The organism is Sinomonas notoginsengisoli (assembly GCF_021554725.1).
Lineage (GTDB): Bacteria > Actinomycetota > Actinomycetes > Actinomycetales > Micrococcaceae > Sinomonas > Sinomonas notoginsengisoli.
In genome coordinates this window covers 26224-40120 of record NZ_JAIZDP010000009.1, presented here as the reverse complement: position 1 = coordinate 40120, position 13897 = coordinate 26224, and the positions used below count along the sequence as shown (strand labels likewise).

The window sequence follows — 13897 nt, the reverse complement described above, 5'->3', positions numbered from 1 at the left end:
CGGGCGTGGGAGTCAAGGGACCCGCCACAGATGGTGGCGAGTGCGACGAAATGCGTCGCTCGGTGACCCCTCGTTTCGGCGCCGTAGAGGCGGGCTGGGCCCTGTCCGTACCCTCGGACGCATGACGGAGACTGCCACCCGCCCCCGCACGGAGGCCAAGAGCCCCAAGCCGCGCGCCTCCAAGCCCAACGGGCAGTGGAAGGTGGACGGCACCGAGCCGCTCAACTCCAATGAGGTCTGGAAACAGGAGGACGGCGGCCTCAGTGTCCGCGAGCGGATCGAGACGATCTACGCGGCCGGCGGCTTTGACTCGATCGACCCGACCGACCTGCACGGCCGCTTCCGCTGGTGGGGCCTCTACACCCAGCGCAAGCCGGGGATCGACGGGGGCAAGACGGCGACCCTCGAGCCGCACGAGCTCGAGGACCGCTACTTCATGATGCGCGTGCGGATCGATGGCGGCGCGCTCACCACCGAGCAGCTGCGCGTGATCGGCGCCATCTCCCGCGACTTCGCCCGCGGTACCGCGGACATCACGGACCGCCAGAACATCCAGCTGCACTGGGTGGAGATCGAGAACGTGCCCGAGATCTGGCGCCGGCTCGAATCCGTGGGGCTGCGCACCACCGAGGCGTGCGGCGACGTCCCGCGCGTGATCCTCGGCTCCCCGGTGGCCGGCATCGCCGCTGACGAGATCCTCGACCCCTCCCCGGCCATCCGCGAGATCGCGGACCGCTACATCGGCGACGACAGCTTCGCGAACCTCCCGCGCAAGTACAAGACGGCCATCACGGGCCACCCGTCCCAGGACGTGGTCCACGAAATCAACGACTTCGCGCTCGTCGCAGTGGTGCACCCCGAGCTGGGCCCGGGCTACGACCTGTGGGTGGGCGGGGGCCTCTCGACCTCGGCGCACATCGCCGTCCGGCTCGGCGCTTTCGTGGAGCCCTCCCGGGCCGCGGAGGCATGGGTCGGCGTGACCAGCATCTTCCGCGACTACGGCTACCGGCGCTTGCGCAACCGCGCCCGCCTCAAGTACCTCGTGGCCGACTGGGGTGCCGAGAAGTTCCGGCACATCCTCGAGACCGAGTATCTCGACAGCCCGCTCCCGGACGGGCCGGCCGCCGAGAAGCCCACGACGCCGGGCGACCACGTGGGCGTGCACCGCCAGAAGGACGGCCGCTTCTACGTCGGCGCCACACCGACCGTGGGCCGCGTCTCCGGTGAGACCCTGCTGAAGCTCGCAGACCTCATCGAGGCCCACGGCTCTGCGCGCCTGCGCACCACGCCACACCAGAAGATCGTGGTGCTGGACGTCGAGCCGGACCGCGTGGACTCGCTCGTGGCCGGCCTCGAGGAGCTGGGCCTCTACGCCAACCCGAGCCCGTGGCGCCGCTCGACCATCGCCTGCACCGGCATCGAGTTCTGCAAGCTCGCGATCGTGGACACGAAGGACACCGCCTCGGCAGCGATCGACGAGCTCGAGAAGCGGTTTGGGCCGGAGACCCCGGAGAGCACCGCGGACGACGGCGCGAATCGCCTCCTGCGGCCCCTCACCCTGCACATCAACGGCTGCCCCAACTCGTGCGCGCGCATCCAGACGGCGGATATCGGGCTGAAGGGCCAGCTCCTGCCTGACGGCGACGGCGGCCAGACCCCCGGCTTCCAGGTCCACTTGGGCGGCGGTCTCGCCTCCGACTCCCGCGAGGAGGCCGGCACCGGCCGCACCGTGCGCGGCCTCAAGGTCACGGTCGAGGACCTGCCCGACTACGTCGAGCGCGTCACCCGCCGGTACCTCGCCGACCGTGTGGGCGAGGAGCAGACCTTCGCCGAGTGGGCGCATGCCGCGGACGAGGAGGACTTGACGTGACGGATGCCAGAGTGGTTGAGCGGAGTGGAGCTGAGTCGAAGCCCGCGAAGCGCTCCGCCGAGGAGCTCAGGGCATTGGCCGAGTCCGGCGCCGCGGAGCTCGGCTGGAACGCTTCGGCCGGCGAGGTGATCGGCTGGGTGGCCAGGAACTTCTCGGTGGAGGCCGCGGCCGTCGCCTGTTCGATGGCCGACGCCGTCCTGCCCGCCTTGGTTGCCGACCAGCTGCCGGGCGTGGACGTCCTCTTCCTCGACACGGGCTACCACTTCCCCGAGACGTACCAGACCCGGAACGAAATAGCCGAGAACCTGCGCGTGACGATCGTCGACGTGACCCCGCAGCAGACCGTCGCGGAGCAGGATGCGGCCGAGGGTAAGGACCTCTTCTCCCGCGACCCGGGCCGCTGCTGCGCCCTGCGCAAGGTCGAGCCGCTGCACCGGTCCCTTGCCGGCTACGAGCTCTGGTTCACCGGCGTGCGCCGTGACGAGGCACCGACCCGCACCAACACGCCGCTCGTGGTCTGGGACGAGAAGAACGGCCTCGTCAAGGTGAACCCCGTCGCCGCCTGGTCCTTCGACCAACTCATGCAGTACTCCGAGGACAACATCCTGCCCGTCAATCCACTCCTTGCCCAAGGGTTCCCTTCGATCGGCTGTGCGCCCTGTACGCGCCCCGTTGCCCCAGGAGAAGATCCCCGTGCCGGCCGCTGGTCCGGCACTGACAAGACAGAATGCGGACTCCACGTATGAGCATCCAAGTAGAAGAGACAGCCGGAGCGAGCACGGCCGTGCCGGCTCCGGCCCTGCCCCTCCTCGACGCCCTCGAGGCCGAGTCGATCCACATCATCCGCGAGGTCGTCGCGGAGTTCGAGCGCCCCGCCATGCTGTTCTCCGGCGGCAAGGACTCCGTGGTCATGCTGCACCTCGCGGCCAAGGCCTTCTGGCCCGGCCGCATCCCGTTCCCCGTCCTGCACGTGGACACGGGCCACAACTTCCCTGAGGTGCTCGACTTCCGCGACCGCACCGTGGCGCGGCTCGGGCTCAGGCTCGTGGTCGGCTCGGTGCAGGAGTTCATCGACCGCGGTGAGCTCGCCGAGCGGGCCGACGGCACACGCAACCCGCTCCAGACCGTCCCGCTGCTGGACGCGATCGAGCGGAACAGGTTCGACGCCGTGTTCGGCGGCGGCCGCCGCGACGAGGACAAGGCCCGCGCCAAGGAGCGCATCCTGTCCCTGCGCGACGAGTTCGGCCAGTGGGACCCACGCAACCAGCGCCCCGAGCTGTGGAACCTCTACAACGGGCGCCACACCGTGGGCCAGCACGTGCGTGCGTTTCCCATCTCGAACTGGACCGAGCTGGACATCTGGCGGTACATCGAGCGCGAGGGAATCGAGCTGCCCTCCATCTACTACGCCCATGACCGCGACGTGTTCGTCCGCGACGGCATGTGGCGAGCCGTCGGTGAGGTGAGCCGGCCGCGCGAGGGGGAGGACGTCGTCGTGCGTACGGTGCGCTACCGGACGGTGGGGGACATGTCCTGCACCGGCGCCGTGCTCTCCGATGCGTTCACCGTGGCGGACGTGGTGCGCGAGGTGGCGGCGTCGACGCTGACCGAGCGCGGGGCGACCCGCGCGGACGACCGCATTTCCGAGGCGGCCATGGAAGACCGCAAGAAGGACGGGTACTTCTGATGACTGCTGAGACCACGCTGGCTGAGGGGACTGTGCCTTCCGGAACGTTGTTCCGACTCGCGACCGCGGGCTCGGTTGACGACGGCAAGTCCACCCTCGTGGGACGCCTCCTGCACGACTCGAAGGTGATCCTCGCTGACCAGCTCGATGCGGTGGCCCGCACGTCCGCCGACCGCGGCTTCGGCGGCGAGCGCGGCGGCCTGGACCTTGCGCTCCTCACCGACGGCCTGCGGGCCGAGCGCGAGCAGGGCATCACGATCGACGTTGCGTACCGCTACTTCGCGACCGATCGCCGCACGTTCATCCTCGCCGACTGCCCTGGCCACGTGCAGTACACGAAGAACACGGTCACGGGCGCCTCGACCGCGGACGCTGTGGTGCTGCTCATCGACGCGCGCAAGGGCGTGCTCGAGCAGACGCGGCGGCACCTCTCCGTCGCCGCGCTCCTCCGCGTGCCGCACGTGGTGGTGGCGGTGAACAAGATCGACCTCGTGGACTTCTCGGAGCCTGTATTCACAGCTATTGCGCACGACGTCGCGCGGCTGGCTTCCGAGCTCGGCCTGCGGGAGGCGGTGGCCGTCCCGGTGTCCGCGCTCGACGGGGACAACGTCGTGGACCCGTCCGATCGCACGCCTTGGTACGCGGGGCCCACGCTGATCGAGCTGCTCGAGTCGCTGCCGAGCATGGACGAGCTGTCGGGCGAAGCCGGGGCACAGGCCGAGGCATTCCGGTTCCCCGTGCAGACCGTGATCCGGCCGCAGGGCGCCCTCGCGCCGGGGCTGGACGAGGCCGAGTTCCGCGACTACCGCGCCTACGCCGGCCAGGTGACCGAGGGCGTGGTGCGCGTGGGCGACCGGGTCGCCGTTGTGACCCCGGGCCAGCCCGCGCGCGAGACGACCGTGGTGGGGATCGACGTCGCGGGCCGGACGCTTGAGGAGGCCGCCGCACCGCTGTCCGTGGCGCTGCGCCTCGCGGACGAGTTCGACGTGGCCCGCGGCGACACGATTGCCGCCGCCAGCACGCTGCCGGAGAGCACGGCAGACCTGTACGGGTCGCTGGCCTGGCTGTCGTCGAAGCCGCTGCGCGAGGGCGCGAAGGTGCTCGTCAAGCACGGGACCTCCACGGTTCGCGGGCACGTGCGGGCGGTGACCGGGAAGCTGGACCTCGATTCCTTCGAGGTGGCACCTGCATCCGGCCTTGAGCTCAACGACATCGGCGAGGTCCAGATCCGCCTGGCCGCGCCGCTGCCGCTCGAGCCGTACGCCGCGCACCGACGCACCGGGGCGTTCCTCATCATCGACCCGCAGGACGGCAACACGCTCGCAGCTGGCATGGTCCGCCAGCACCCTGGCGACACCGAGGACGAGCGCTACTGGATCTGAGGTTTCGACTTCGCTCAACCATCGGTGGTTGAGCGAGGGAGAACCTCCGGGTGGGATGTGGCGTGCTCGACGGCGCCTTCGCCTCAAGTGGTGACGCGCGTCGTCGTGCGTCCCTAGACTGAGCTGATGGGCTCGATTGTGGTGCAGGAGTTCGTCACGCTGGACGGCGTCGCACAAGCGCCGGGCGGCTCGGACGAGGATCTCGAGGGCGGCTTCCCGTATGGGGGATGGCAGATGGACTTCGACCGGGCGGACACGAGCGGCACGTCCGAGAACCCCGTCGCGGCATGGGAGGAGCGGACCGAGGCGCTCCTGCTGGGCCGTGTGACCTACGAGCTCTTCGCAGGCTCGTGGGGCGTCTGGGACGAGGGGGCGCCGGGCTTCCAGGGCGAGCTCACCCGGCGCTACAACCGCGTCCCCAAGTATGTCGCGTCCCGCACCCTCACTGGACTTCGCTGGAAGAACTCTCACCTCCTCGGCCCGGACGTCTCCGCTGCGGTTGCCCAGCTTCGTGCTGACACGGGCGGCGAGATCCGCGTGTGGGGGAGCACCCAGCTCGTGCGCGCGCTCGCCGAGCATGACCTCGTCGACGAGTACCGGCTCATGGTCTACCCGATCGTGCTAGGCCTGGGAAAGAGGCTCTTCGGCAGCGGGTTCCCGGTCTCCCGGCTCGCGCTGGCCTCATCGCGCGCGCTGCCCTCGGGGGTCTTGATCAACATCTACCGGCGTGCCGGCGATGCCGGGGCCGCCTGAGGCAGGATCGGGCCAGCTGTCGGCGAAGGCCGCGCACTGCTAGCGTCTTGTCATGAGCAGTACGGCACCGACGCCGCCGCTTCCGAGCGCGGCATGCGGCACCCGTGCATGCCGCAGGATCAGAAGGTGACAGATTCGGCGCTTCCGGGGCACGCCTCGGGGAGGAAGGAAGCAGATGAGCGACATCCAGTAGGGCGGATGCCCCGTGATGCACGACAGCGCGACGTCGACCGGCAGCGAGAGCGAGAACCCGGCCATCGACGCCCCCGAGCCGAAGGCCCACGGGCCTCGGAAGAATTCCGACTGGTGGCCCAACCAACTCGACCTCTCGGTGCTCCACGCCCACAACCCCGCCGGCAATCCGCTCGGGGCCGGCTTCAGCTACCGCGAGGAGTTCGCCAAGCTCGACCTCGACGCGCTCAAGCAGGACATCATCGAGGTCCTAACCACGCCGCAGGACTGGTGGCCCGCCGACTTCGGGCACTACGGCGGCCTCATGATCCGGCTCAGCTGGCACGACGCCGGCACGTACCGCGTGTTCGACGGCCGCGGCGGCGCCGGGGACGGCAGCCAGCGGTTCGCGCCACTTAACAGCTGGCCCGACAACGCGAACCTGGACAAGGCGCGGCGCCTGCTCTGGCCGGTCAAGCAGAAGTACGGCCAGAAGGTCTCCTGGGCCGACCTCCTCGTGTACGCGGGCAATGTGGCCCTTGAGTCCATGGGCTTCGAGACCTTCGGGTTTGCTTTCGGCCGGGAAGACGTGTGGGAGCCGGAGGAAATCTTCTGGGGCTCCGAGGACACCTGGCTGAGCCCGGACCGTTACGTCGGCGAGGACCAGATGGTGCCGGTGGTCGGCGCCACCGAGATGGGCCTCATCTACGTCAACCCGGAGGGGCCCGAGGGGAACCCTGATCCGGCCCGCGCGGCCCACTTCATCCGCGAGACGTTCGGCCGCATGGCGATGAACGACGAGGAGACGCTCGCGCTGATCGCCGGCGGCCACACTTTCGGCAAGACCCACGGCGCGGCCCCCGCGGACACCCATGTGGGCCCCGAGCCGGAGGCCGCCGGCCTCGAGGCGCAGGGCCTCGGATGGCTCAGCACCTACGGCAGCGGCAAGGGCTCGGACACCATCACGTCCGGGCTCGAGGTCACCTGGACGGACCGCCCCACCCAGTGGAGCAACCGCTTCTTCGAGATCCTGTTCGGCTACGAGTGGGAATTGACCAAGAGTCCCGCCGGGGCGTGGCAGTGGGTGGCGAAGGATGCCCCGGAGATCATCCCCGACCCGTTCGATCCGCAGAAGAAGCACCGGCCCACGATGCTCACCACGGACCTCTCACTGCGGGTAGACCCGACGTACGAGAAGATCGCGCGCCGCTTCCTCGAGAACCCCGACGAGTTCGCGCTCGCGTTCGGCAAGGCCTGGTACAAGCTCCTCCACCGCGACATGGGCCCCGTGGGCCCGCACATGCTCGGCCCGTGGGTGCCCGAGCCGCAGGTCTGGCAGGATCCGGTCCCCGCCGTGGACCACGAGCTGGTCGACGATGCCGACGTCGCCGCGCTCAAGGACCAGCTTCTGGACGCGCTGCCGGCCGAGGTGCTCCTGCGCACCGCCTGGGCGTCGGCGTCGACCTTCCGCAAGACGGACGGACGCGGCGGCGTGAACGGAGCACGGATCCGCCTCGAGCCCCAGCGCAGCTGGGAGGCCAACGAGCCCGGGCAGCTCGACTCCGCACTGAAGGCGATCGAGGGGGTGCAGGAGAAGTTCAACGGTGGCCAGGCCGGCGGCAAGAAGGTGTCCCTCGCGGACCTGATCGTGCTGGGCGGCAACGCGGCCGTCGAGAAGGCGGCGCGGGACGCCGGCTTCACCGCGAGCGTCCCGTTCCATCCTGGACGGACCGACGCCTCCCAGGAGCAGACCGACGTCCAGTCGGTGGGGTACCTCGAGCCCCGGGCGGACGGCTTCCGCAACTACCTTCGCCCCGGCGAGAAGGTCGAGGCGGAGAAGCTGCTCGTGGAGAGGGCCTACATGCTGGGCCTCTCGGCGCCCGAGATGACCGCCCTCGTCGGCGGCCTGAGGGTCCTCGGCGGCAACATCGGGGGCTCCTCCCACGGCGTCTTCACCGACCGGCCCGGGGCCCTGACCAACGACTTCTTCGTCAACCTGCTCTCCCCGGGCACCCGGTGGAGGGCGTCGGAGACGGAGGAGAACGTCTACGAGATCTCCGACGCCGCCACGGGCGAGAAGAAGTGGACCGCCACCGCCGCGGACCTCGTCTTCGGCTCCAACTCGCAGCTGCGCGCGCTCTCCGAGGTCTACGCGAGCACCGACGGTGCCCAGAGGTTCGTGGACGACTTCGTCGCCGCCTGGACCAAGGTGATGGAGGCCGACCGTTTCGACCTCCGCTGACGGCGCCTCCGGGAAGAACACCCTGGTCCGGCCGCGGCATCGCGGCCGGACCAGGAGCCCGGGAGGAGGCCAGGCGCACATGCGTGCGCCCGCCGACGGCACCCATCGGGACCTGAGATCGTAGTCCTCTGGCGGGGCGCAGGCATACCGTTGGCGGAATGAGCACGGCTCCGACTTTCCACCCGCAGCGCCGTTCATCGGCGGCGCCGTGGATCGCCGTCGTGATCGGATCGGTGCTGGTCCTCCTCGCCGACGTCCGCTGCCGCTGACGAACGGCCTCAGCCATCATGCCTCCCACCCCGAATGTGCTCGCTGCCGCCCTCGCGGCGGGGGAAACGATCGTGCTGGACGGCGGGCTGGCCACCGAGCTCGAACGCCACGGCCACGACCTCGCGGACCCGCTCTGGTCCGCCAAGGTCCTGCTGGAGGCCCCCGAGGCCATCGAGGCCGTCCACGGCCAGTACTTCCGCGCCGGCGCACGCGTCGCGACGACCGGGAGCTACCAAGCCGCCCCTGCCGGGCTGGCCCGGCGAGGATTGAGCGAAGAGGAGGCCCGCGCCGTCGTCCGCAGGAGTGTGCGGCTTGCCGAGGGCGCACGACGCCGCCGCCTCGCGGAGTTCCCCGGCTCGCCGGAGCTGATCATCGCGGGGTCGGTGGGCCCGTATGGTGCGTATCTGGCCGACGGTTCGGAGTACAGAGGCGACTATCGGCTCACACGGGACGAGTTCCTCGCCTTCCACAGGCCGCGCGCCGCCGCCCTCGTCGACACCGGTGTGGACGTGCTGGCGTGCGAGACCATCCCGTCCGCCGAGGAAGCTCTGGCGCTCGCTGACCTTGTCGAGGACCTCGGCGCTCCGGCCTGGATCAGCGTCACACTGCGGGATGCCACGCACCTGAGCGACGGCACAACGATTCGCGAGCTCGTGTCCGAACTCACCGGCCGCACGGGTATCCTCGCCGTCGGCGTCAACTGCGTGCCGCCGCAGCTGGCGACGAGCGGGATCGCCGAGTTCGCGGCGCACACCGACCTGCCGCTCGTGGTCTACCCGAACGCGGGCGAGCGCTGGGATCCGGGCGCGAGGGCGTGGGCTCCCTCGCCCCACGATGCCAGGATGCTCTCCTCGTACGCCCAGCAGTGGCGCAGCCTCGGGGCTCGCCTCATCGGCGGATGCTGCCGCACCACCCCTGCCGATATCGCAGCACTCGCCACGACGATCGACCGGTAGGTCCGAGGCTGGCTGCCTGCTCATTCCGACCGTCTTCAGAGGGGCGGGACGGCGGGCCGGCCGCGACACGCCGATGTTCCCGCCCCCCGGAGTTCGAAAGCTGGTCGGAATGGCTTGCGGGGGCCGCGGCCGCCGCGCCCCACCGGTTCGTGACCCCCTGTGACGTCGCGTGACCGCCCATGACCGGGCCCTTGGCCCAGTACCGGGCCCCCGCCCATGCTTGAACCCATGATCACGCAGGCCACCACCCTCACGTCCGGGCGAATGCCCCGATGTCGGGCCCGTCGATAGGCCCCATCCGAGACCTGACGACCTCTGCGAGACCAAGGATCTGACCATGAGCCAAGGCCCTGAGAGCCAGACCCAGACCCAGACCACCAAGAGCACCGTCCCCGCCTCCATCCGCATCACCGCCGACTCGAGGCCCCCGCATCGTGGCCGAGCCATCACGCTCGGAGTCGCGGCCGCCGTCGTGCTCCTCCTCGGCGCGGGCACGGCGTTCGCCATCGCCCTCGCCGGCGGCGAGCAGCGCACGACGACGGCCCTCGCCGCCGGGACCCCCGCGGCACAGCTGCGGCTCGGCTACTTCGGCAACGTCACCCACGCCCCGGCGCTCGTGGGCGTGCAGAAGGATCTCATCGCGAACACGCTCAAGGACGCCGGCACAGGGTCGCTCGCCACGCAGGTGTTCAATGCCGGCCCGGCCGCGATCGAGGCGCTCAATGCAGGCGCGATCGATGCCGCCTACGTCGGCCCCAACCCGGCGGTCAACTCGTTCGTGCAGAGCCACGGGGAGTCCGTCTCGGTGATCGCGGGAGCAGCGGCGGGAGGCGCGCAGCTCGTCGTCAAGGCCGGGATCACACGCCCCGAGCAGCTCAAGGGGGCCGTCCTCGCGACGCCCCAGCTGGGCGGCACCCAGGATGTGGCCCTGCGCGCCTACCTCGCCGGGCACGGCATCACGACGCGCCCGAACGGCGGCGGCGACGCGACCATCAACCCGACGGACAATGCCCAGACCCTCAAGCTCTTCACCGACGGCAGGCTGGACGGCGCGTGGCTGCCTGAGCCGTGGGCGTCCCGCCTCGTGCTCCAGGCAGGCGCGCACGTGCTCGCGGACGAGAAGGACCTGTGGGACGGCTCGGGCACCGGCAAGCCGGGGCTCTTCCCCACCACGGTCCTGCTCGTGAACAAGACGTTCGCCGCCGAGCACCCCCAGACCGTCGAAGCCCTGCTCAGGGGCCACGTGGCCGCCATCGACTGGCTCAACCACGCGACTCCCGCCGAGAAGGCCGCCGCCGTCAACGCAGGGCTCAAGGCCGCGTCCGGCGGCGAACTCCCCGCGGACGTCCTCGAGCGGTCGCTGCAGAGCGTCACGTTCACCGCGGACCCCCTCGCGGGCGCCTTCCCCAAGCTCCTCGCGGACGGCGTGGCGGCCGGCGTCACGAAGACCGCGGACCTCCACGGACTCTTCGACCTCCGGGCGCTCAACAAGGTCCTCACGGCCGCGGGCGAGCCCGGAGCACGCAGCGCCGGGCTGGGGGAGGAGCAGCCATGACCGTGATCCTCGAGAACCTCGGCAAGCGGTTCGGCGCGGAGGAACCCGTCCTCGATGGTGTGAACGCGTCCATCGCCCAGGGCGAGTTCGTGGCGCTCCTCGGTGCCTCCGGGTGCGGCAAGTCCACGCTCCTGAACATCATCGCCGGCCTCGAGCGCCCCACCGCGGGCGCCCTCGAGGTCCCGGCAGACGGCGCCGCATTCATGTTCCAGGACGCCGCCCTGTACCCGTGGCTCACGGCCCGCGGGAACGTCGAACTCGCACTCAAGCTCCGCGGGGTCCCGAAGCCCGAGCGCCGCGCCCGCGCCACCGAGCTCCTCGACCTCGTCCACCTCGGCGAGGCCGCGGACCGACGCCCGCACGAGCTCTCGGGCGGGATGCGCCAGCGCGTCGCCCTCGCACGGGCCCTGTCGCAGGACCGTCAGGTCCTCCTCATGGACGAGCCGTTCGCCGCCCTCGACGCCATCACCCGGGACCTCCTGCACGAGGAACTCACCCGGATCTGGCGGGAGACCGGACGGACCATCATCTTCGTCACCCACAATGTCCGCGAGGCCGTGCGCCTCGGCCAGCGCGTCCTGCTGCTGTCATCGCGGCCGGGCCGAGTCGTCGCCGAGTGGGCGGTTCCCCACGAGACGAAGCACGACGCCGCTGCTGCCGCCGCCCTGGCCTCGGAGCTCACCTCCCGCCTCCGTGAGGAGATCGCACGTCATGCCAGATAACCCGACCCTCGAGGAGGACCGTCTGCCGGGGGCCCACGCTGTAGCCGGGGCGAGTCCCGGGCGAGGGGCCAGTTCCGCGCCCGAGGCGGCCGGCGCCGTCGTGCGCCGGCCTGAGACGCAGGCCGACCTGGCCGCAATCGAGGCGGGCCTCGACAGGCTCCAGTCCGGCACGGCCACGCGCCGCCGCGGCCTCTCGCGCGTGCTCCTGCCGGTCGCGGCCGTCGTGGTCCTAGTCCTCGCGTGGCAGTTGTACGTCACACTCGGCCTCAAGCGCCGTGACCTCGTGCCCGGCCCGCTCGACGTCCTCAGGTCCCTCGGCTCCCTGTGGGCCGAGGGCAAGGCCCAGGAGGCCGTGTGGACCTCCCTGCAGCGCGGCCTGCTCGGCTTCGCCATCAGCGTGGTCGTCGCGACGCCGCTCGGGCTGATCCTCGGCCAGGTCGCGCCCTTGCGCCGCGCGTTCGGGCCGCTCATCTCCGGCCTGCAGGTCCTGCCGTCGGTCGCCTGGGTGCCCGCGGCCATCATCTGGTTCGGCCTCACGGAGGCGACCGTGTACTTCGTGGTGCTCATGGGGGCGATCCCGTCGATCGTCAACGGGCTCATCGCCGGGATCGACCACGTCCAACCCCAGTACCGCGCGGTCGCGAAGGTGCTCGGCGCGTCCCGGACCGAGCTCGCGCTCCAGGTGATCCTGCCCGCAGCACTGCCCGGGTACCTCGCGGGCCTCAAGCAGGGCTGGGCGTTCTCGTGGCGTTCGCTCATGGCCGCCGAGATCATCGCGGTCGGCGGCACGCTCGGCTTCGGGCTCGGCTCCCTCCTCGACCAGGGCCGCACGCTGAGTGACATGGGAGTGGTCATGAGTGCCATCCTGACCATCCTGGCCGTCGGCATCGCGATCGAGCTGGCCGTCTTCTCACCCCTCGAACGGCGGCTGCTCGCCCGCCGTGGACTTCTCGCAGGAGGCACCCGATGAGCGGCATTGACCTGTACCCCACGTCCCTGCGCCTGCTCGGACGCGGCACCCTCGTGGTCGGCGGCGGTGCCGTCGCCGCCCGCCGCGCCCAGGGCCTGCTCGACGCCGGCGCGAAGGTGACCCTGGTGGCACCCGAGGCGGGGCACGACGTCGTGCGCCTCGCCGAGGCCGGCCTGCTCACCTGGGTTCGGCGCGAGTACGAGACCGGGGACCTGGAGGGCGTCTGGTTCGTTCAGACGGCCACTGGCCGGCCCGAGGTGGACGCCCGTGTGGCCGCGGACGCCGAGGGGCGCCGGATCTGGTGCGTCAACGCCGCCGACCATGAGTCCTCTGCCGCGTGGACCCCTGCGGTGGCCCGCGTCGATGACGTCACGGTTGCCGTCAACGCCGGGGGAGACCCTCGGAGGGCCAAGGCCCTCAAGGACGCCATCCTTCTCGCGCTGCGCACGGGGAAGCTGCCGCTGCGGCGGCACCGCCGTGCCGTGCCGGAGGGCGCAGCGCACGACGCCGCCCGGCCGGGTTCCGCGAGCGCCTCGCCTCGCGCGGGGCGAGTCGCGCTCGTCGGAGGCGGTCCCGGCGACCCTGGCCTCATGACGCTCCGGGGGCGGCAGCTCCTCGCTGAGGCGGACGTGGTCGTGGCCGATCGGCTCGGGCCCCGCGGCCTCCTCGACGAGCTCGGCGACCCAGCCGCGGGCGGCCCTCGGGTGATCGAGGTCGGCAAGGCCCCCGGCGCCCATACCGCCACGCAGGACGAGATCAACGCGGTCCTCGTGCGCGAGGCCTTCGCGGGGAACGTCGTGGTGCGGCTCAAGGGCGGCGACCCGTATGTCTTGGGCCGCGGAGGCGAGGAGGCCGCGTTCTGCCGCGAGCACGGAGTCGACGTGGAGGTGGTCCCCGGTGTCACGAGCGCCGTGTCGGTGCCCGCGGCCGCCGGGATCCCGGTCACACACCGCGGCCTCGCGACCGGGTTCTCGGTGGCGACCGGGCATGACGAACTCGCTGAACTGCCCGCCCGCCCCGACCACACGATCGTGCTCCTCATGGGTGTGCGCCGGCTGGCGGAGTCCGTTGCGGTGCTGCGCTCGCGGGGGCTCGCGGGCCACACGCCTGTGGCCATCGTGGAGCGCGGCTGGACCCCCGAGCAGCGGGTCACCATCTCGACGCTCGATAGGATTGTCAACCGTGCCCATGCCGTCGGCGTCGCGAATCCCGCCGTGATCGTGATCGGCGACGTCGTGCGCGTGAGCCCGTACGCGCCGTCGGACGCCCCCTCCCTTTCCCTGACCCGCTAGACCAACCGAAGACGAAGCCAGAAGGAA

At 71.0% G+C, this 13897-nt stretch carries 11 protein-coding genes; all 11 read left to right on the top strand.

The window, feature by feature from the left end; genetic code table 11:
* The first annotated feature begins 121 nt into the window (after positions 1-121).
* The 11 genes from LF262_RS13645 to cobA all read left to right on the top strand — a co-directional run bounded on the left by LF262_RS13645 (position 122) and on the right by cobA (position 13870).
* A complete protein-coding gene (locus LF262_RS13645) occupies positions 122-1870 on the top strand; it encodes a nitrite/sulfite reductase (RefSeq protein ID WP_235780947.1) in 1749 nt (582 codons plus the stop codon).
* Between the two features lie 11 nt (positions 1871-1881).
* The gene (locus tag LF262_RS13640) at positions 1882-2616 is read left to right on the top strand and encodes a phosphoadenylyl-sulfate reductase (RefSeq protein ID WP_235781004.1); all 735 of its coding nucleotides are present in this window, start codon (positions 1882-1884) and stop codon (positions 2614-2616) included.
* Complete coding sequence (gene cysD, locus LF262_RS13635; RefSeq protein WP_235780946.1) at positions 2613-3557, top strand: sulfate adenylyltransferase subunit CysD; 945 nt, start codon at positions 2613-2615, stop codon at positions 3555-3557. The genes LF262_RS13640 and cysD overlap by 4 nt, the downstream gene beginning before the upstream one ends.
* On the top strand, positions 3557-4939 hold the full coding sequence (locus LF262_RS13630) for a sulfate adenylyltransferase subunit 1 (RefSeq protein ID WP_235780945.1): 1383 nt from the start codon (positions 3557-3559) through the stop codon (positions 4937-4939). The genes cysD and LF262_RS13630 overlap by 1 nt, the downstream gene beginning before the upstream one ends.
* A 126-nt stretch (positions 4940-5065) precedes the next feature.
* The gene (locus LF262_RS13625) at positions 5066-5692 is read left to right on the top strand and encodes a dihydrofolate reductase family protein (RefSeq protein ID WP_235780944.1); all 627 of its coding nucleotides are present in this window, start codon (positions 5066-5068) and stop codon (positions 5690-5692) included.
* Positions 5693-5900: 208 nt separating this feature from the next.
* Positions 5901-8105: a catalase/peroxidase HPI gene (katG, locus tag LF262_RS13620; protein ID WP_235781003.1), complete on the top strand. Its 2205-nt coding sequence runs from the start codon at positions 5901-5903 to the stop codon at positions 8103-8105.
* Positions 8106-8392: 287 nt separating this feature from the next.
* The gene (gene mmuM / locus LF262_RS13615; RefSeq protein WP_235780943.1) at positions 8393-9331 is read left to right on the top strand and encodes a homocysteine S-methyltransferase; all 939 of its coding nucleotides are present in this window, start codon (positions 8393-8395) and stop codon (positions 9329-9331) included.
* 337 nt (positions 9332-9668) lie between these two features.
* Positions 9669-10886: an ABC transporter substrate-binding protein gene (locus LF262_RS13610; RefSeq protein WP_235780942.1), complete on the top strand. Its 1218-nt coding sequence runs from the start codon at positions 9669-9671 to the stop codon at positions 10884-10886.
* Positions 10883-11608: an ABC transporter ATP-binding protein gene (locus LF262_RS13605; protein WP_235780941.1), complete on the top strand. Its 726-nt coding sequence runs from the start codon at positions 10883-10885 to the stop codon at positions 11606-11608. The genes LF262_RS13610 and LF262_RS13605 overlap by 4 nt, the downstream gene beginning before the upstream one ends.
* Entirely contained in the window at positions 11598-12578 is a 981-nt protein-coding gene (locus tag LF262_RS13600) for an ABC transporter permease (protein ID WP_235780940.1), read from the top strand. The genes LF262_RS13605 and LF262_RS13600 overlap by 11 nt, the downstream gene beginning before the upstream one ends.
* Entirely contained in the window at positions 12575-13870 is a 1296-nt protein-coding gene (gene cobA, locus LF262_RS13595; protein ID WP_235780939.1) for a uroporphyrinogen-III C-methyltransferase, read from the top strand. The genes LF262_RS13600 and cobA overlap by 4 nt, the downstream gene beginning before the upstream one ends.
* The last annotated feature ends 27 nt before the right edge of the window (positions 13871-13897 follow it).

What these genes read in the sequence shown, in the direction of transcription:
- LF262_RS13645 (WP_235780947.1), top strand. Translation starts at nt 122, where the DNA reads ATGACGGAGACTGCCACCCGCCCCCGCACGGAGGCCAAGAGCCCCAAG.
- cysD (WP_235780946.1), top strand. Translation starts at nt 2,613, where the DNA reads ATGAGCATCCAAGTAGAAGAGACAGCCGGAGCGAGCACGGCCGTGCCG.
- LF262_RS13630 (WP_235780945.1), top strand. Translation starts at nt 3,557, where the DNA reads ATGACTGCTGAGACCACGCTGGCTGAGGGGACTGTGCCTTCCGGAACG.
- LF262_RS13625 (WP_235780944.1), top strand. Translation starts at nt 5,066, where the DNA reads ATGGGCTCGATTGTGGTGCAGGAGTTCGTCACGCTGGACGGCGTCGCA.
- katG (WP_235781003.1), top strand. Translation starts at nt 5,901, where the DNA reads ATGCACGACAGCGCGACGTCGACCGGCAGCGAGAGCGAGAACCCGGCC.
- mmuM (WP_235780943.1), top strand. Translation starts at nt 8,393, where the DNA reads ATGCCTCCCACCCCGAATGTGCTCGCTGCCGCCCTCGCGGCGGGGGAA.
- LF262_RS13610 (WP_235780942.1), top strand. Translation starts at nt 9,669, where the DNA reads ATGAGCCAAGGCCCTGAGAGCCAGACCCAGACCCAGACCACCAAGAGC.
- LF262_RS13605 (WP_235780941.1), top strand. Translation starts at nt 10,883, where the DNA reads ATGACCGTGATCCTCGAGAACCTCGGCAAGCGGTTCGGCGCGGAGGAA.
- LF262_RS13600 (WP_235780940.1), top strand. Translation starts at nt 11,598, where the DNA reads ATGCCAGATAACCCGACCCTCGAGGAGGACCGTCTGCCGGGGGCCCAC.
- cobA (WP_235780939.1), top strand. Translation starts at nt 12,575, where the DNA reads ATGAGCGGCATTGACCTGTACCCCACGTCCCTGCGCCTGCTCGGACGC.